The organism is Yersinia alsatica, assembly GCF_902170305.1.
Lineage (GTDB): Bacteria > Pseudomonadota > Gammaproteobacteria > Enterobacterales > Enterobacteriaceae > Yersinia > Yersinia alsatica.
Genome location: NZ_CABHWW010000026.1, coordinates 151,974 through 170,247 on the forward strand (window position 1 = coordinate 151,974; position 18,274 = coordinate 170,247).

Sequence of the window (18,274 nt, forward strand, 5' to 3'; positions counted from 1 at the left end):
CATGACAATAACTCCTCAACAACTGATCGCAATGCTACCGCTGTTGATCGTCGGATTGACGGTGGTGGTTGTGATGCTGTCCATTGCGTGGCGACGCGATCACTTTCTCAACGCCACTCTGACGGTTATCGGGCTTAACCTGGCATTGCTGTCACTTTACTTTGTCGGTCAGGTCGGGCCGATGGATGTCACACCGCTGATGCGGGTTGACGGCTATTCGATGTTCTATACCGGGTTAGTGATTGCCGCCAGTCTGGCAACCAGCACCTTTGCTTATCCGTGGCTCAATGGCTATCCGGATAACCGCGAAGAGTTCTACCTGCTGGTGCTGATTGCGACCATGGGTGGCATTCTGCTGGCCAGTGCCAATCATCTGGCCTCGCTGTTCCTGGGTATCGAACTGATCTCCTTGCCGCTGTTTGGCCTGATTGGTTACGCCTATCGTCAGAAGCGTTCACTGGAAGCCAGTATCAAATACATGCTGCTGTCTGCGGCAGCATCATCATTCCTGCTGTTCGGGATGGCGCTGTTGTATGCAGAGTCCGGTAGCTTGTCTTTCGCCGGTCTGGGCAAAAGCCTGAGTGATTCTGTTATCCATCAGCCGCTGATTCTGGCCGGTCTGGGGATGATGATTGTCGGCCTCGGCTTTAAATTGTCACTGGTGCCATTCCAACTGTGGACGCCGGATGTGTATCAGGGCGCTCCTGCCCCGGTATCTACTTTCCTGGCAACGGCCAGTAAGATTGCTATCTTTGCCGTGGTGATGCGCTTGTTCCTGTATGCGCCCGCGGCTGACAGTGAAGCGGTCCGTCTGGTTCTTTCACTGATTGCGGTGGCCTCGATTCTGTTCGGTAACCTGATGGCAATCAGCCAGACCAACATTAAGCGTCTGTTGGGTTATTCCTCTATCGCGCACCTTGGTTATCTGCTGATTGCGCTGGTGGCGGTACAAACTCATCAGTTGGCACTGGAAACCGTCGGTGTCTATCTGGCCGGTTACCTGTTCAGCAGCTTGGGTGCTTTCGGTGTGATCAGCTTGATGTCCAGCCCATACAAAGGCCCGGATGCAGAGTCGCTGTTCTCCTACCGTGGGTTGTTCTGGCATAAGCCGATTCTGTCTGCGGTGATGACGGTGATGATGCTGTCACTGGCCGGTATCCCAATGACACTGGGCTTTATTGGTAAGTTCTTTGTCGTGGCAATGGGTGTCAGTGCTAACCTGTGGTGGCTGACGGGTGCGGTGGTATTGGGCAGTGCCATCGGCCTGTATTACTATCTGCGCGTGACGGTCAGTCTGTACCTCAGTGCGCCGGAAACCTTGGTTCGCGACACGCCAAATAACTGGGCATTGACTGCCGGCGGTGTCGTGGTGCTGATTTCCGCGATTTTGGTACTGGTGCTGGGTATCTATCCACAACCACTGATTACGTTGGTACAAATGGCTCAGCCGCTGATGTAATCAGGCGGTAAAGGTCAAATAAACCCCCTGTGAGCGTCGGCTGACAGGGGGTTTTGTTTTTCTATCGGCAAACTACATATCCTCGATGAATTTAAAGCCCAACTTATTTTTCACAATCGCCGAGGGTTGGGATATTACGATGGAAACCAAACTCTTTTTCTTTTTCTCTTTCAGATATTTGGCTAGCGCATGCACGGCGGCAGTACCGCTACCTCGAACTGCATTTTCCGCGACGGGGTTAATGACATAAGCGGGCGCGGTAATTGATGCTGCTAACCCAACGTTATCATTACCGATATCTGTGGCAACAGCCAAACTGACAATCTCTCCGCGCAGTCTCACGACAATATAAATATAATCTTCGCTAGGGGTACGCAGCCAACTTCGGACGATATCACTGACGGTTCGACCGGTTTGCATAAAGGTGGCGGCTTGAGAATTTGGCTGACCACTGGGGACGCGGGGAATACTCTGGCGAAAATAGGTTTCCCGCCACTGTTCGGCGGTAAGTAGCACTCGTTGGCGGGCTGCTGATGTCTCTGCTGGGGTGCCGCTTATCACCTCAACGTCAAAACGTAATTCAGGGTGTTCAACCCATTGTTGATATTCACGAATCCTGGGGACGACTTCTCGATACATGTAACTACTAAGCTGAAGTTCATAGCGGCCCATCGGCAAAGCCTGTGCCTGTCGAGGTTCTCTTGCCAGAGTAAAGGACTCTTCTTGGTCTGTCGCAAGAGCATTGAGTTCTTGATAACCAACATAAGTCAGTTGGGCATAATCAAAGGCAGTTTTAAGGTGCGCTATTTCATTTGGACTTGTGGGATGTAGGTGCTCTAACACCGAGGCCACCAATCGAGCTTCTATATGAGGATCGCGAACGGCAAATCCGGTCGCGCCATGGGCGATGATATTACTGATAACTTGACCAAAATGATTGCGGTTCCAAGTGATGATGCTACTGCCAAACAGCAGGGTATAATCGGTCAGAATATCCATAGTCCATAAAATGCAATGTGGGTCCAGATTAGGTTTTATTTGGCGGCGGGTTATATGATGGATTCCACCCACTAAGGGAGTTTTACAGGCGAATGCCGCACCCGCGATGGACAGTGTATGCCCACGGGTATCAGCGTTAATGTGTGTGAGTTGCATTAGCAGAGGATGAGCGCTCGCAGGGTGTTTTGGCGTATTATTTTGTAGTGGCGTCAACGGCTTGGCACTGCCAGCCACCTGTAATATTTTTTCGGGGTGCCCGGCAGCATTGTCGCTGAACAATCTCTCTAACTTAGTGACGAAGAGTTCTGGCTGATTGCAGCGCCCTTGCACTACGTAGTTATAAAGTCCCAGTAATGGATTGGTAATACAAATCATAACGTTATTGGTATTTCTTTTGGGTAAGGAAAGCCCTTGCTTCACGGCAAATACGGCACTGTTAATGATTAAAGGCCACTCCATCTCTTTATTAAAAACAATGATGTTAGGTTCTATTTCTGTCATATTTTCCGATTCGAACGCAATTAACGGTGAACTGTTTATATACTGCGTGTTATAAGACTCCACATACTGAATCTCAATCGAAGGATCATTAATTCTGATGAGCAGTGTTATTTCATTAGAGTGTTCATTCAGGTTAAAGGTAAATTCCTCTTGCTGGTTTCTATGTTTAAAGGTAATGGTAGGATAGTTAACGTAAATGTTACTGTCCTCGAATAAAACTATTTGATAGTTATCATTCTGAGTTCTCTTCATATTTAACAGTACATATTTGTATGGAAGGCTATCATTATTCCAGTAGGTGCCAAATATTGAATTGAGAGGATAGTTAATCACTTTATTGATAACGCATTTATCAATACAGAAAGCATATTTGTCATTAAATGTTTGAATGCTGGATATATCATTTAACATGCCGATTTTACGTAATCCATCAGCATCTATGCTCTCATGGATTAAATAATATGGCGGGTTGAAATTGTCATTTTTATATATAGACACCAAGATGTCTTTGGGGATGTAAATTGATGAAATACTGTCATTTCTAATTTTACTTTTTGAGTTTTTATAGAAATTTTCATTGTGATCGGTTGCCAGGCAATGTTGTAAGCCGGTGAAGTTATCCTCAGTATAGAAACACGCTGCGGAGGTTATATAAAATGAACTAATCTTATCCTGAAACCCTAAAGCTTCTAACTCTTTCATATTGGTGTCAGTATAAATTATAGTGCTTTCTCCTTTGTAATAAGAGTCTTGGTATATAGTTGCGGCTAAACCTCGTGGAACTTTAATGGAGGATGCATTATTATTGTGATTATTACCTAATTGACCAATAGCTGTATTGTTCTCTACGCAAAACATTTCATTTGAATAATTGTTGTCCTTATAAAAGCATGCCATATCTTCTTTACGAGTGTTGACGAGATTAATTTGATCAGCAGGGGCTGTTCCACTGTATAAAATAATTGGAATCATCATATAAATAAATTTTTTCATTTATATAAACACCTTACTATAAATTTTGTTTTTAGATGTTTTAAAGTAAATCAATTGATGGATGTAATAAATAATATATTTTAATTGTTGTTTTATTAAAATAGTTAATTTTATTTGGTTACTAACTAAATACTCACCAATTTTCAGTGGTTATTAAATATTTATATCTATTTCGATCTACACAGCAGGTGTAGCATTCAACCTCTCCATCGATTGTTTTGTGATTTAAATCACAATAAATTAAATTTAATTGCATTCGTATCATTTAATTTGTGACTTTCATCGCCATATATTACCTAAGTTCGGGTAAAATATGTTCATTGCTTGATCCCTATTGATTGACTTTTTCGTGAGTGACGTGAATGAATATTATTTTGATGATTGCTATTACCACCGGCGTGCTTTCAGGTATTTGGGGGTGGGTCGCGGTTAGCTTGGGGCTGATCAGTTGGGCCGGTTTTCTTGGCTGTACGGCGTATTTCGCCTGTCCGCAAGGTGGTTTGAAAGGTTTGCTAATCACTCTGCTCACCTGTATGAGCGGAGTATTCTGGGCGATGATGATTATTCAGGGCAGTGCGTTACAACCTGAATGGACAATCCTTGGGTATGTTCTAACCGGAATTGTGGCATTTTTGATGTGCATTCAGGCGTGTCAGCAATGGCTATCCTTTGTACCCGGTACCTTTATCGGTGCTTGTGCCACTTTTGCCGCTAATGGTGACTGGAAATTAGTGACGGCCTCGGTGTTGGTCGGCGTTGTGTTTGGCTACGCGATGAAAAACAGCGGACTGTGGTTGGCTGCAAAACGCAGCCGCCAAGGGAAGGGGGCTACCTTAGAACCTTCAGTCGATGCAGAGTAAAGCGGCGTTTTACTGCAATAAAAAGCCCACGGAATACGTTGGGTTGCAAGGGTTACTGGGCGAACAAGAGCACGAATTTTAGCGATATAATGCTCCAGTAAGAAAATCGGGCCAATTTTTTTCAAAGAAAATAGCATTAAGATCATCGAGTTGACGCAGAGATGAGACAGTAACAGCAAACTTCCCCTGCTGATAAGTGACAGTCAACTGCTGCTGGCGATGCTCAGGCTTTTCAGTTATGAAGCGATAGTCGGCCAGTGGGCCTTGGCGTGATTCAGGGACCGCTTCCCCCTGGGCCGAACAGATGGCTCTGGCTCCACGGCTGCCCCCGCCTTGTGAGATATAGAAATCCAGAGCCGTCAGCAACGCTTCCGACGCCAGTGCCATATGCCGCCATTGGAAACTCACCGCCACTTTATTGACATATGGAATAGCAATTCCCTGCTGTTGAATAACCTGATTTAGCTGCTGCGCGGCTTGTAGAGCGTCACTCACCTCGTCGGCATAGCAAATAAAGCCTGCTTTATCACTCATTCGCTGCTGAATATCGGCTTTAATCTGTTGCAGGCTTAACCCGCTCTCATTACTTAGCCCCTGTGTTATGTCTGCCATACATTGCGCTATTTGCTTATGTAGCTGGGCGACAGCTAAGGGTGGCGACGCTGTTTGGTTAGCTATTTGTTTGGCACAACGCAAACCAAATACCTGTCCCGCATTCAATGCAGCCCCTCCTGGGCGGGTCACGCCGTGTGTTCCCGCCGCTTCGCCAATGGCATAGCAGCCCGATAGTGAAGTTTGACCCCAAGTATCAACGGCCAGACCACCATTCATATGCTGGTGATTAACATTAAATGCTAGCGGTGCCTGGCTGATATCTTGCCCATGGTATTTGTACAACTCGATGGCGAGCGGGTTCATACGACGCAAGCGATCTATCGGTAACGGCAATAATGCATCGTTATTGGATAAGTACGATGCCACATCCGGTTCCAGCCGCTCCAGACTAAAAGACTCATCACCCGCTACCGGCTGCGGATTGCGATTAAAATCCATCAAGATGGTTCGGCCAGATTGCGACTCACTAAATATCGCCAAGTCGACCAAACTGGAACCAAAATCTAACATTCGCGTCGCATGGATTGGCCATTGATAGCCTTTCCTGAAGATGTTTGCTGCCAATTCTTGTGTGGTGCGGTAGTACTCCGCCAGAAAGTTATGCTCATTGCCTTTGTCATCGACAGAATAGATATAAGGCATGCATTGCACATAAGTGCCCGACAGATTCCATGGAAACTCATCGCGGCGTGTACCAATACCAAATTGATGTTCAGTCAGATTCACCGCCGTGATCCCAGCTTCTAGCCCTAAACCCAATGAGCCAAAACAGCGCTTCGGGTAAACACTGTCGCGGAATAACTCTCCTGGCCCACCGGCGGCTAATACCAGTGACGGGCAAAGATAGATAGCAAGCCCGGTTGGATTATTCTCGCCGCGATCGCCACTATTAATGGCGATGGCTCCGGCAATTTTGCGCTCACGGCCTTCCCCCGCCACTAACAGACGAATCACGGTTGAGTGATCAACAAAAGCCACACCCAACCGAATAGCTTCTTCTGCCAATACTTTAACCATCAGGCGTGAGGTGCGCGGGCCACAACTTGTTGCCCGCCCAGCTTCATCATGGTCAGTCTGGTAGCGCAAAATAGCGCCATAGCGATCTTCTGGTAAGGGTAGGCCGATATATTTAAGGCCAGCAAAGGCTTCAACTGAGCCGACAGCCTCGACATAAGCCGTGTCGGCATCCATTGCTCCACCAGCGCCCAAGGCCTGTGCCAGTTTAATAAAATTATCGCCTTGCTTACTGGTAGCTGCGGTATGCAGTGTTTGCTTATCCGACCCGGAACAGGCCGAGGTGCCCCAAAACAGCGTCTGAGTCGCGACCAGCACATCAATATGACGGCGGCGCAGTTCAACGGCGGCACGCAACCCGGCAGCACCGCTGCCAATCACCAATGCTTCACTGCGATAGACTGGAATAATATCTGCCCCTAGCTGTAGCATTTCATTAGGCTGGCGCGTGGCAACGTGTTTAGGCATTGGGACATGGGTTAATTGATCCAATGTCTCCTGCGGGATAGTCATTGTCATGTTCAATCTCTTAACGAGTCAGTTGTCGGGGCAGATAAAACCAACCGGGTTATTGGCTAGCTTTAGTCAGTTCGCCAGATACCACGGGTTCATCGATGGTGACTTCAACTTTCCGCACCCGCAGTAATAACAAGCTACTTGAAGCCATCAGGCAGGCGGAGAATAGCCAGACTGGCGACAAGGTATAACGTTCCGCCAGATAGCCCGCCAATACCGGAGAGATGCCGCCTGCCGTCATCCCCACATTCATCACAAAACCGATAGCCGCGCCGCGAATTGAGGCGGGCACCAACTCAGAGGTAAATGCCAATACTAATGGAGTGATCGGATAGCCGATAAAGCCCAGTAACATCACCAACACTACGACCGCCGGAATAGGCAAATCGGCTACCAGTGCAGCCATCAAGACGCCACTGAGCAAGGTAATACTGATCAGCACCCAGCGTTTGCGGTTAAAATTCCCCCGGTCGCAGTAACGTCCGAGCAGGAATCCTCCTAAGGCGCCGGTCAGCCCCAGTAAACTGGCAATGGTCCCAGCCATGCCGATGGGCATCTGTTTGGCATTCATTAAGAAGGTTGGTGCCCAGAGCAGCACTATCCACCAGCCGCACAGCAGAACAAAGTAGTAGAGGGCCATCAGGATCACGGAAGGGGTGGTAAACAATAGGCGCAGAGGGACTTTTTCTTTCACTACTTTGGTTTTAGCCTCTGCCGGCTTGGGTTCATTTTTGACTAAAATGGCATAGAGGATAGCGACCACGACCCCCATAGCACCGGCGACGTAGAACACCACGCGCCAGCCATACACGGGCCCCAGCATCGCTCCTAACCAGGTACCAAGGAAGCCGCCGATGGGATAACCCATCCAGTATAATGACATCACCGTGGTGCGCTGTTTCTCTGTGGTGACGTTAGCGACCTCCAATGAGGCGGCAGGCCAGAATATCCCTTCACCAATCCCGGTCATCACACGATAGAAAATCAGCGCGCTTAAACTCCCGGCAAGACCAGTAAAGATGGTTGCCAGTGAAAATATCATCAGACCGAGGATGAGCACCGGTTTGCCGCTGAGCTTGTCGGCAATAATGCCGGAAATAAACAGAAAGCCGATAAAACCATAAAAGAACGAGCTTAATAAAATGCCCGAACTGCCTTTTTCTAAACCAAAATCTTGCGAGATTAACCCAATGGCGGAAGAGACGGTCATGCGGTCGACGGAATACATCATATAACCGAGACCGCAGAGGACTGATACCAATATCATTTTCTTTGTTTCTGTGTTCATAACTTCCTCGACTTATTGTGTTTTTAATGACGAGAATAGAATTCAACACCGGCGTAAGAGTACGATTCAGCACGGTTTTTTGTGTAGGGCCAGAGAAAACTCAGTGACCATGCTGAATCATCAGCAACAGTCCAGATGCCGCTGTTTACAGGTCATCAGCACCTCATTGGCATCTTTTTTCCACCAGTTATTAGCAGAGAAGATCTCCACTTCATGAAATCCCCGGTATCCTTCAGCTTCAACTGCCAGCCGAGCAGCACGGATATCAATCACCCCGTCACCCATCATGCCGCGGTCATTTAATAAATCCTGTGTTGGCACCAACCAATCACAGATATGAAAAGCCAGTAAACGCCGCAGGCCAGCGCGTTTGATTTGGGCGAAAAACTTCGGGTCCCACCACGTGTGGTAAAGATCGACAGCCAGCCCAAGGCCGTTATCCCCCAGTTCGTCGCATAAATCGTTGGCTTGTTCCAGTGTGTTGACACAAGCGCGCTCAGCGGCGTACATCGGGTGCAGTGGCTCAATAGCCAGCGGCATCGATACTGAACGTGAATAGTCGAGCAAGGTTGCCAGCCCGTCGCGCACTTGCATCCGCGCCCCTGACAAATCCTTACTGCCCGCCGGTAAGCCGCCGACTACCAGCACCAGACATTGCGCATTCAACTCCAGCGCTTCATCTACAGCGCGGCGGTTGTCATCATTGTTATGCTGGCGTTGTTGCGGCGAGATGCCGGGGAACATACCGCCACGGCAATAGCCAGTGACGGTTAATTCATGGCTGTGGATCAGGCGAGCAGTCTCTTTCACACCAAGCGCCTGAGTTTGATCGCGCCACGGCGAGATACCGCGTATCTCATGGCGAGCGCAACCTTCAATGATTTTATCCAGTGTCCATTGTTGGCGAACGGTCGCGGTATTAATTGACAATAAGTTGGCATCCGGCTGTTGTGAGATGGATGACGAGACAGATGGTGAAGTCGTATTTCCAGACATGGCGATCACTCCTAATGTGATATGGGCTGATTTCAACGAGTGAGTGGCGGAACATCTATCCAGCGGCGTTCCTGCCAACTTTGTAGCGCCAATTCAACCAACTGCACGCCTTTAGCCCCTTCCAGCAGGTTCCATTTAAACTCACCATTGTCACAAACATGGCGCAAGAAGAGTTCCCACTGAACTTTAAAGGCATTGTCATAGACTTGGTTATCTGGAACTTCGACCCAGTCATCAAAGAAGTCATGGGTTTGCCGAACATCTGGATTCCACACTGGTTTCGGAGTATTGACGCGTGCTTGGGTACGACAATCTGTCAGGCCTGCAACCGCAGAACCATTGACCCCATCAACCTGGAACGTGACTAAATCATCACGTCTGACTCGCACGCACCACGAACTATTGATTTGCACAATAGTGCCGTTATGCAGTTCAAAGGTGGCATAGGCGGCATCATCAGCATTCGCGACGTAAGGCTGGCCTTGTTCATCCCAACGTTCAGGAATGTGAGTGGCACCCAGGCAGCTCAAGCTCTTGATTTCACCAAACAAGTTATCGATGACATAGCGCCAGTGGCAGATCATATCCAGAATGATGCCGCCACCGTCTTGTTGACGGTAATTCCAGGAAGGGCGTTGCCCTGGCTGCAAATCGCCTTCAAATACCCAGTAACCAAATTCACCGCGTACTGACAGTGTCCGGCCAAAAAATCCTGCATTATTGAGCAGTTGCAGTTTTTGTAGCCCAGGTAGCCACAGTTTGTCTTGCACTACGCCGTGTTTGACGCCGCGCTCTTGTGCAAAATGATAGAGATCCAGCGCTTCTTCCAGACTAACGGCGACCGGTTTTTCGCTATAAACATGTTTGCCTGCGGCAATGGCTTTTTTTAACAAGCCAGGACGGGCCTGTGTGGTAGCGGCATCAAAGAAAATAATGTCGTCAGGATTACTCAATGCGCCGTCAAGATCGGTAGTCCAGCGCTCAATCTGATATTGCTGCGCCAGAGCCGCAATTTTCTCTTCATTGCGCCCTACCAAAATGGGGTCCGGTATCACCCGGTCACCATTGGTCAATGTCACGCCGCCTTGATCGCGGATCGCCACAATCGAGCGAATTAAGTGCTGGTTTTTCCCCATACGGCCAGTCACACCGTGCATGATGATGCCAATACGTAATGTTGCCATGAGTTATTCCCCTGAAGTTAAGAAGGCGATAAAAATAGGTAATGTTAAAAATGTGGCTTAGCCAATCCGCCATCGACATCAATAATTTGGCCCACCGTAAAAGGCAATTTGCCGCTGGCTAAACTGAGCACCACTTGCGCGATATCCTGCGGTTCACCCCAGCGCTTCATGGGTACTAACCCATCAGCAATGAGTTGGTCATATTTCGGCTTCACGACTTTTGTCATGTCAGTATTGATAATGCCTGGGCGAATCTCATACACCCCAATGTTCTCTTGCGCTAAACGCAGTGCCAGAAGTTGCGTGATCATGCTGGCCGCCGCCTTTGAGACACAGTATTCGGCGCGGCTAATGGAAAGGACGGATGCGCTACAGGAAGTGATATTGATAATGCTGCGATGTTGGTTATCGAGTTCGCCTTGTTGCAACATCCTTTTGGCGACCGACTGGCTGAGAAAAAACATCGCCTGAGCATTCACATCCATGCAGTATTGATAATTCTCTGGTGTGATTTCCAGCATATCGCCACGCTGCTTGGCTCCGGTACCCGCATTATTAACCAGACAGTCAAGCCGCCCCCAGCGGTCGAAAATCGCATCCAGCATCAATTCATGTTGCTCTTGCTCCGCGATATCACCGGGACAAGCCAACGCTTCCACGCCAAATTGACTCAACTCAGTCACTAATTGCTGCTGTAGCGCCATGCTGTCAGGCGAACGACGACCATTGATGACCACGTTAAATCCAGCCTGAGCTAGCCAGAATGCGCATTGTCGGCCAATGCCTCGGGTGGAGCCGGTGACCAGAGCAACCGGTCGAGATGAAATCGCCATATTCACTCCATATCTATATTAAATTCATTATGTTACAATTAACCAACTGTTTGGTTGATTAAGATACTAGAGCTTTCTTGGCAAGAAAAAAATGATCTGCCTCGCATAACCAACCAAATGGTTGATTATTTTTAGAGCATGTTAACTAGGCTTAAGCGTGAGCTGAGTTTTATGATGAGAGTGGTGGCTGTGCTATAGTCATCAGCTAGTTAGGCGCCGATTAGCATGTTTTCAGGCGGTAAATTGGACAAAGACAGAGGCTGCAACGTGACCGAAGATAGAAAAATAATACGTAAACGGGATGCTGCACAAACACAGATGCGTATCCTGGCAGCGGCAACCGAAGAATTTTCCCAGAAAGGTTTTGATGGTGCGCGTGTTGAGCAAATCGCCACGCAAGCAGATATCAATAAACAGCTTATCTATCATTATTTTAAGAATAAAGACGAGCTTTTTACTCGCGTGTTGGAAGATGCATATCGTAATATTCGTGAACAAGAAGCGGCCCTGCAACTTGACCATTTACCCGCTAATGAAGCCATTCTTGAATTAGTGGACTTTACCTGGCGCTACTATTTGGCGCATCCTGAATTTATTCGCCTGCTTAGTAGTGAAAACCAACAGAAAGCCCGACATCTTCAGCAGTCAAAAAGCATTGATGATATTAACCTTAGCTGGCGGGGTATTTCTCAAACATTGATTGAGCGCGGTGAGCGGGAAAAAACCATTAAACCGGGCATTGATGCTATGCAGCTGAATATTTCTATTTCCGCGTTAGGGTTTTTTTATCTGATAAACAACGCGACATTGTCGATTGTTTATCAGCAGGATCTCACCACGCCAGAGGCATTAGAAAAACGTCTGGCGGTGATGAAAGACACCATTGCTTGCTGGATAAAACCTTAGCAAAGTCACATTACAGCAGATGATTCGCAACCTTAACCACTATTTTGCGTAGTGGGGCGACCTCGGTCAATGTCCCCATTGGGCGATGCAACTCGCCAGGGAACAATATGGCGATATCACCGGGAGCCAGTGTTAACAAGGTTTCCGTGGTGATCCCTTCAAACAAGCCGTAGTCGCGCTCAGTATCAAAATCCATTGTTGGGCGCTGGCCCTGAGTTGAGGGCGACGCTCCAATCACTTCGCTGCCTTCCAGTAGAATATGAATATCAATGTAGTAACGATGCAATTCAGGGGCTTGTTCATAGAGTGGCTTGCTGCTGGCAATAATATGATTCAGGTAAATCTCGCGGCCTTCAATTTCTTGTTCGCCCGCCGGTAGATTAGCTAAATCCATATTAGCGATCGCAGCCAGTGTGCGGCGGATAGCATCTGGATAGAGTGGGTTATTCACCGCATTTTTCAGTTCATCAAGTATCATAACAATTCCTAAATTCTTAGGTCGGCATTATGCCGAGAGTGCTTAAGCACAATGGCTCACGTTGCTCTCTTGCTCTAGCGCGGCAATGCAGTGTTCAACAACACCGGCAACATCGGGTGAGATATCGATGGCAATCACGTCTGGCTCGCGGGCATCTGGGGTTTCCAGTGTTGCGAACTGGCTTTTTAACAGGCTCTCCGGCATAAAATGCCCAGCCCGCTGCTGCATTCTGTGCAATACCAAATCATAATCACCGGTCAACCACAGAAAACGCACCCCCTGATTACCTTCACGCAGGCGGTCGCGATACTGTTTTTTCAAGGCTGAACACACTAAGAAACCCACTTCATTTTTTTGTTGCAGGCTATAGGCCACGTCACTTAGTCGCTCGAGCCAAGGGGCACGGTCTTGATCATTAAGAGGCTGACCTGACGCCATTTTTTGGATATTAGCGCGAGGATGCAAGTCATCGCCGTCTATAAATTTGGCACTCAGCGCTTGTGCCAATGCTTGGCCGACACAGGATTTACCGGTGCCGGAAACGCCCATGACAATAATGCATTTACCGGACATAACTTCCCTCGGCAATTCGTTAATGGGTTAACGCTTCGCAACGTCAATGGCGAAGATTAAACAGCGACCAACATGCCACCATCAACAAATAACAGGTGACCATTAACAAAATCAGAAGCTTTGGAAGACAGGTACACTGCGGCACCAATCAACTCTTCCGGGTCACCCCAACGAGCTGCTGGGGTACGTTTGCACAACCAATCGGTGAAGGCTTGGTCATCGACCAGTGCTTTTGTCATCTCCGTTTTGAAATAGCCAGGAGCAATACCATTGACCTGAATGTTGTATCTGGCCAGTTCGACACACATGCCGCGCGTCAGCATCTTGACTGCTCCTTTAGAGGCGGCATATGGCGTGATAGTGTCGCGGCCTAATTCACTCTGCATTGAGCAAATATTGATAATCTTGCCGCGTTGACGTTTGACCATATAGCGGGACACTGCTTGTGAAACCAAAAATACGGATTTTTGGTTGACTGCAATAACATCGTCCCAATCTTTTTCCGGGAATTCAGTAAAAGCATGGCGACGCTGAATACCGGCATTATTAATTAAGATATCAATAGCACCAATGTTGTTTTCTATTTGTGCAATAGCATCATTAACTGCATCATGGTCAGTCACATTAAATGCGGCAGCATGAGCAATAAAACCACTGGCACGTAATTCAGCAACTGCTTTCTCTGCACGTTCCGCGGTAATATCATTGATAATGATTTCCGCACCAAATTCAGCCAGGCCTTTTGCTAATAAGAATCCGATACCTTGTGCAGAACCGGTAATTAATACTTTGCGTTTTTCTAACGAAAATAAATTCTTCATAATTAATTCCTGATGACGCGAATTAAGCGACATATAAAATAAAAATCACTGCTGGATTACTGCCGAATTAATACAGTAATAACTTAACTGTCAGTAATATGAAAATCTATAAAGTGGTGGACATGAAAACATGTGCCTATCAAACCGTTTTCCGTCTTAGTAAACTGTGATGCAGATCACTTTAAATCATGTTACGACAAGCTGTTACCACTTACGTGAGCGACATCGCCTTGATGACGACGAAATCGGTCTATCAGCCAAAGTCTTGACCATTTTAGGACGAGATATAGAATTAACATATTGATAATAAACTAACTTAATAATATCCAGCATGGTTGTTATGGCATTTTTAACCCGTAACATGCTTTTCATTATCCGTACTAACAGTGCATAATCATTTTCACTCTTCCCGCACCCGACTGCCAGGTATAAGCCATGAAAAACCAGCGTGTTACGTTACAGGATATCGCGTTGCTAGCCGGTGTAACTAAAATGACCGTCAGCCGCTACTTACGCACGCCGGAAAAAGTGGCTCCGGAAACCGGTGAGCGTATTGCTCAGGTGATGGCTGAAGTAAATTACAGCGTTGATTCTGATGGGGAAACTAGTCTTAATCAAAAAAGCCCGCGCATTGGTATCTTGGTACCATCGTTTAATAACCAGATTTTCTCTGATTTACTGGCGGGTATTGAATCGGTCACTGCGGCGAGCGGCTATCAAACGTTAGTCGTTAACTATAACTACAATAAAGAACGTGAAGAGGAGCAGATAATCAATCTACTCTCCTGCCAGATTTCAGGGCTGATTCTGACTGACTCTGAACATACCTTACGTGCTGATAAGTATTTGAATGCTTCGGAACTTCCCGTGGCACAGGTAATGGATCTGGAGCCACAATCCAATCGCATTACTGTGGGTTTTAATAATTATCAGGCAGCCTATGATATGACGGCAACACTGTTGGCCAGTGGTAAACAGAATATTGTCTATTTTGGCTCGATGTCCGATGTGCGAGATCGCAAGCGTTATCAAGGATATAGCCAAGCGATGAGTGATGCTGGATTCTCGCCTTTGCACATTACCCCAAATAAAGTTTCGTCAGTCTCTATTGGTGCTGGCATGTTGGCATTGGCACGACAAATGTATCCGCAGGTCGATGCTATTTTTTGTACCAATGATGATATGGCTGTGGGCGTGTTACAAGAATGCTTAAAACTGGGTATGGCGGTGCCAGCGGAAATGGCAATTTCCGGTTTCCATGGGTTGGATATTGGTCAGGCGACGACACCGGTGCTGGCCAGTGTCACCACGCCACGTTTTGAAATGGGCAAAGTCGCAGCGGAAATCTTGATTAAGAAAATCAAAAAAATCCCTACAATTGAACAAGTTGATCTCCATTATCGTATTTCACTCGGCGGAACTATTTAACCTTTACGCCGTTGTTAAAAGGCCGGTCTACTGCCAAAAACTGCCATTGTGTTCGTCGATGGCAGTGGCTTTCCCCGCTAATGACCCAAGCATAATTGTATTTCCCGCCATAACAAATAGCGCCAACCGATAACATTTTAATTAATGAGTTACATAAATCATTAACGCCTATTTGATTGGCTGAAACAATTCAGCATAAGCAATGATAAGTCGATCACGTTACCGGTAACATGTTTTCTTAACATGATTTACAGTGACCCACATCACAAAATAAAACATTGAAAACAGGTCTCATAACCACATTCGCTGAATGGCTCAATCATCCAATGATTACCTGCCGCCATTCTGGTTTTTTGATTTATTGACATGATCAGGTACTCGTAATGAAAAACAGCAAACAAGCCGTATTGATTATCGCCCCGGTAATGGACTATTTAACTGAGAAGCTGGAACAAAATTTTACTGTTCATAAACTCTTCCAGGTGACTGATCCAGCTGAATTTCTAGCAGAGCAGGGCAAGAATATTAAAGGTATTGTGACCCGCGGTGATATTGGTGTGACCAACGAGGTGCTGGCGTTATTACCTGAAGTGCAGATTATCTCAATATTTGGGGTGGGCACGGATGCAGTGGATCTGGATATGACTCGTGAGCGTAATATCATTGTGACCACGACACCGGGAGTATTGACTGACGATGTCGCTGACACCGCGTTGGGGCTGATTATTGCCACCTCGCGCCGTTTATGCCAGGCCGATAAATTCCTGCGTGCCGGGCAGTGGCCACATAGCAGCCTGCCATTATCCGCTAAAGTGACGGGTAAACGTCTGGGTATCTTTGGTATGGGGCGGATTGGTCAGGCCATTGCCCGCCGTGCCGCGGGTTTCGATATGCCAATTGCTTATACCGACACTGTACATATCGAGAGCCTGCCATACCAATATGTGCCGGACTTAATCACTCTTGCCAAACAAAGTGATATTTTGGTGGTGGCTATCTCGGGTGGGAAAGACAGTGCCGGTCTGGTGAATAAAACCACTTTTGCGGCTATGCCAAATCATGCACTGCTGATCAATATTGCGCGTGGCAGCATGGTTAATCAGGATGACTTAATTCTCGCATTACAGCAGCAAGAGATTGGTGGTGCTGGTTTAGATGTATTTGCAGATGAACCTAATGTGCCACAAGCCTTGATTGATATGGGTAATGTTGTATTGCTGCCGCATATTGCCAGTGCTACGACTGAAACTCGAATTCAAATGAGCGATATTGTCTTCTCAAATATTCTAGCCCATTTCTCCGGTAAAACAGCGCCAACTGCAATCATCTATAAATAAACTAAATATTAGTAATAATAAAAATATTTTGTGAATTTTAATTAACAGTAGCAAATATCCCTTATTTGCTTTCGCCCTATCCTGCACCTTTATTCGTGGTGCAGGGTAATACTTTGCTATTATCATAAGGCGTATATATATGGACAGTAAGATCCCTAATGCCCGTTGGTTTCGCGTTATTGTTCCAATAATGATTGCTTGTATTATTTCTTTTATGGACCGGGTTAATATTAGTTTTGCACTACCGGGCGGTATGGAAAGTGATCTGGCTATTACCAGCCAAATGGCCGGTTTAGCGGGCGGTATTTTCTTTATTGGCTATTTATTTTTACAAGTACCGGGTGGCCGTATTGCTGTTCATGGCAGCGGCAGAAAATTTATTGCTTACTCTCTTATGGTTTGGGCCGTCGTTTCTATCTTGACGGGCTTTGTCACTAACCATTATCAACTGTTATTCCTGCGCTTTGTGCTGGGGGTTTCCGAGGGCGGCATGTTACCGGTGGTGTTGACCATGGTCAGCAACTGGTTCCCGGAACGTGAAATTGGCCGCGCCAATGCTTTCGTGATGATGTTTGCCCCCATCGGCGGCATGTTCACCGCACCGCTATCCGGTTTTATCATCAATGCGCTAGATTGGCGTTGGCTGTTCTTCCTGGAAGGCTCGCTGTCAGCCGTGGTGCTGGTGATGTGGTGGTTTGTTATCAGTGACCGGCCAGAAGAGGCCAAATGGCTATCAGCAAAAGAGCGCGATTATCTGGTCACCGAGCTGGCTCGGGAACGTGCTGAGCGTAAGCTGGATGCGCCAGTGACTAATGCACCGCTAAAAGCTGTTTTCCTGAATAAAGGTTTGATGAAACTGGTCGCGCTGAACTTCTTTTATCAGACCGGGGATTATGGCTACACCTTATGGTTGCCCACTATCCTGAAAAATCTTACTGGCGGCAATATGGCCTCTGTCGGCATTCTGGCCATTCTGCCTTTTATCGCCACTACCGCCGGTATTTATGTCATCTCTGCGCTAGCGGATAAAACCGGTAAACGCCGCCTGTTAATTATGATTTCCCTGTTCTGCTTTGCTGCCGGTCTGGTGACATCGGTTATTTTCCGTCACAACGTATTGATCTCTTATTTGGCATTGGTGGTGTGTGGTTTCTTCCTGAAAGCCGCGACCAGTCCATTCTGGTCTATTCCTGGGCGTATTGCTGTGCCGGAAGTGGCGGGTGGGGCGCGTGGTGTGATTAACGGGTTAGGTAATTTGGGCGGTTTCTGCGGCCCATATCTGGTCGGTGTGATGATCTTCTTCTACGGCCAAAGCGCGGCGGTTTGTATGCTAGCCGGTTCCTTGATTATCGCTGGGCTGATTACCTTGAGTCTGCCGAAGGAGTGTGATGTTGAAGTCACCGCCAAGGGGCTTGCTGACAAAGACTTAGCCAAGGCAAAACGCGCTTAAGTCGGTCGGCGGCATCCGCTGAA

The 18,274-nt window shown here is 47.3% G+C and carries 15 protein-coding genes; 6 read left to right on the top strand and 9 right to left on the bottom strand.

Annotated elements, in window-relative coordinates; genetic code table 11:
• Position 1: 1 nt before the first annotated feature.
• Complete coding sequence (gene nuoN / locus FTA96_RS14875; protein WP_050106105.1) at positions 2–1,459, top strand: NADH-quinone oxidoreductase subunit NuoN; 1,458 nt, start codon at positions 2–4, stop codon at positions 1,457–1,459.
• A gap of 72 nt (positions 1,460–1,531) precedes the next feature.
• On the opposite strand, the gene FTA96_RS14880 is transcribed toward nuoN, so the two are convergent.
• The gene (locus FTA96_RS14880; RefSeq protein WP_145507120.1) at positions 1,532–3,952 is read right to left on the bottom strand and encodes a peptidase inhibitor family I36 protein; all 2,421 of its coding nucleotides are present in this window, start codon (positions 3,950–3,952) and stop codon (positions 1,532–1,534) included.
• A 362-nt stretch (positions 3,953–4,314) separates the two neighbouring features.
• Between FTA96_RS14880 and FTA96_RS14885 the strand changes: the two genes are divergently transcribed.
• Positions 4,315–4,812 (top strand): DUF1097 domain-containing protein, encoded by a 498-nt coding sequence (locus FTA96_RS14885; protein ID WP_050106107.1) that lies wholly within the window; start codon positions 4,315–4,317, stop codon positions 4,810–4,812.
• A 78-nt stretch (positions 4,813–4,890) separates the two neighbouring features.
• Here the strand turns inward: FTA96_RS14885 and FTA96_RS14890 are convergent, their stop codons facing one another.
• The 5 genes from FTA96_RS14890 to FTA96_RS14910 form a co-directional block, all read right to left on the bottom strand.
• Positions 4,891–6,954 carry an FAD-binding protein gene (locus FTA96_RS14890; protein WP_216594349.1) on the bottom strand — a complete coding sequence of 688 codons (2,064 nt, stop codon included), beginning with the start codon at positions 6,952–6,954 and terminating at the stop codon, positions 4,891–4,893.
• A 55-nt stretch (positions 6,955–7,009) separates the two neighbouring features.
• Positions 7,010–8,188, bottom strand: a complete 1,179-nt coding sequence (locus FTA96_RS14895) for an MFS transporter (RefSeq protein WP_172677679.1) — start codon at positions 8,186–8,188, stop codon at positions 7,010–7,012.
• Between the two features lie 177 nt (positions 8,189–8,365).
• Positions 8,366–9,241 carry a sugar phosphate isomerase/epimerase family protein gene (locus FTA96_RS14900; RefSeq protein WP_050132935.1) on the bottom strand — a complete coding sequence of 292 codons (876 nt, stop codon included), beginning with the start codon at positions 9,239–9,241 and terminating at the stop codon, positions 8,366–8,368.
• Between the two features lie 32 nt (positions 9,242–9,273).
• Positions 9,274–10,425 carry a Gfo/Idh/MocA family protein gene (locus FTA96_RS14905; RefSeq protein ID WP_050106111.1) on the bottom strand — a complete coding sequence of 384 codons (1,152 nt, stop codon included), beginning with the start codon at positions 10,423–10,425 and terminating at the stop codon, positions 9,274–9,276.
• Between the two features lie 44 nt (positions 10,426–10,469).
• Positions 10,470–11,258 (bottom strand): 3-ketoacyl-ACP reductase, encoded by a 789-nt coding sequence (locus FTA96_RS14910; protein ID WP_050106112.1) that lies wholly within the window; start codon positions 11,256–11,258, stop codon positions 10,470–10,472.
• Between the two features lie 225 nt (positions 11,259–11,483).
• Here FTA96_RS14910 and FTA96_RS14915 point away from each other — a divergent pair, with 225 nt between their 5' ends.
• Positions 11,484–12,164, top strand: a complete 681-nt coding sequence (locus tag FTA96_RS14915; protein ID WP_080987026.1) for a TetR/AcrR family transcriptional regulator — start codon at positions 11,484–11,486, stop codon at positions 12,162–12,164.
• 10 nt (positions 12,165–12,174) lie between these two features.
• On the opposite strand, the gene FTA96_RS14920 is transcribed toward FTA96_RS14915, so the two are convergent.
• The 3 genes from FTA96_RS14920 to idnO are packed head-to-tail and all read right to left on the bottom strand — an operon-like array spanning position 12,175 to position 14,036.
• Positions 12,175–12,642 (bottom strand): YhcH/YjgK/YiaL family protein, encoded by a 468-nt coding sequence (locus FTA96_RS14920; protein WP_050106113.1) that lies wholly within the window; start codon positions 12,640–12,642, stop codon positions 12,175–12,177.
• A gap of 42 nt (positions 12,643–12,684) precedes the next feature.
• Positions 12,685–13,215, bottom strand: coding sequence for a gluconokinase (locus tag FTA96_RS14925; RefSeq protein WP_050106114.1), 531 nt, complete (start codon positions 13,213–13,215; stop codon positions 12,685–12,687).
• A 56-nt stretch (positions 13,216–13,271) separates the two neighbouring features.
• Complete coding sequence (idnO, locus tag FTA96_RS14930) at positions 13,272–14,036, bottom strand: gluconate 5-dehydrogenase (RefSeq protein ID WP_050120848.1); 765 nt, start codon at positions 14,034–14,036, stop codon at positions 13,272–13,274.
• Positions 14,037–14,471: 435 nt separating this feature from the next.
• Here idnO and FTA96_RS14935 point away from each other — a divergent pair, with 435 nt between their 5' ends.
• The 3 genes from FTA96_RS14935 (at position 14,472) to FTA96_RS14945 (ending at position 18,251) form a co-directional block, all read left to right on the top strand.
• On the top strand, positions 14,472–15,464 hold the full coding sequence (locus FTA96_RS14935; RefSeq protein WP_050106116.1) for a substrate-binding domain-containing protein: 993 nt from the start codon (positions 14,472–14,474) through the stop codon (positions 15,462–15,464).
• Between the two features lie 383 nt (positions 15,465–15,847).
• Entirely contained in the window at positions 15,848–16,801 is a 954-nt protein-coding gene (locus FTA96_RS14940; RefSeq protein WP_050132940.1) for a 2-hydroxyacid dehydrogenase, read from the top strand.
• A gap of 139 nt (positions 16,802–16,940) precedes the next feature.
• A complete protein-coding gene (locus FTA96_RS14945) occupies positions 16,941–18,251 on the top strand; it encodes an MFS transporter (RefSeq protein WP_050106118.1) in 1,311 nt (436 codons plus the stop codon).
• Positions 18,252–18,274 lie beyond the last annotated feature (23 nt).

Coding starts and splice junctions, on each gene's coding strand:
- nuoN (WP_050106105.1), top strand. CDS start 2: ATGACAATAACTCCTCAACAACTGATCGCAATGCTACCGCTGTTGATC.
- FTA96_RS14880 (WP_145507120.1), bottom strand. CDS start 3,952: ATGAAAAAATTTATTTATATGATGATTCCAATTATTTTATACAGTGGA.
- FTA96_RS14885 (WP_050106107.1), top strand. CDS start 4,315: ATGAATATTATTTTGATGATTGCTATTACCACCGGCGTGCTTTCAGGT.
- FTA96_RS14890 (WP_216594349.1), bottom strand. CDS start 6,954: ATGACTATCCCGCAGGAGACATTGGATCAATTAACCCATGTCCCAATG.
- FTA96_RS14895 (WP_172677679.1), bottom strand. CDS start 8,188: ATGATGTATTCCGTCGACCGCATGACCGTCTCTTCCGCCATTGGGTTA.
- FTA96_RS14900 (WP_050132935.1), bottom strand. CDS start 9,241: ATGTCTGGAAATACGACTTCACCATCTGTCTCGTCATCCATCTCACAA.
- FTA96_RS14905 (WP_050106111.1), bottom strand. CDS start 10,425: ATGGCAACATTACGTATTGGCATCATCATGCACGGTGTGACTGGCCGT.
- FTA96_RS14910 (WP_050106112.1), bottom strand. CDS start 11,258: ATGGCGATTTCATCTCGACCGGTTGCTCTGGTCACCGGCTCCACCCGA.
- FTA96_RS14915 (WP_080987026.1), top strand. CDS start 11,484: ATGTTTTCAGGCGGTAAATTGGACAAAGACAGAGGCTGCAACGTGACC.
- FTA96_RS14920 (WP_050106113.1), bottom strand. CDS start 12,642: ATGATACTTGATGAACTGAAAAATGCGGTGAATAACCCACTCTATCCA.
- FTA96_RS14925 (WP_050106114.1), bottom strand. CDS start 13,215: ATGTCCGGTAAATGCATTATTGTCATGGGCGTTTCCGGCACCGGTAAA.
- idnO (WP_050120848.1), bottom strand. CDS start 14,036: ATGAAGAATTTATTTTCGTTAGAAAAACGCAAAGTATTAATTACCGGT.
- FTA96_RS14935 (WP_050106116.1), top strand. CDS start 14,472: ATGAAAAACCAGCGTGTTACGTTACAGGATATCGCGTTGCTAGCCGGT.
- FTA96_RS14940 (WP_050132940.1), top strand. CDS start 15,848: ATGAAAAACAGCAAACAAGCCGTATTGATTATCGCCCCGGTAATGGAC.
- FTA96_RS14945 (WP_050106118.1), top strand. CDS start 16,941: ATGGACAGTAAGATCCCTAATGCCCGTTGGTTTCGCGTTATTGTTCCA.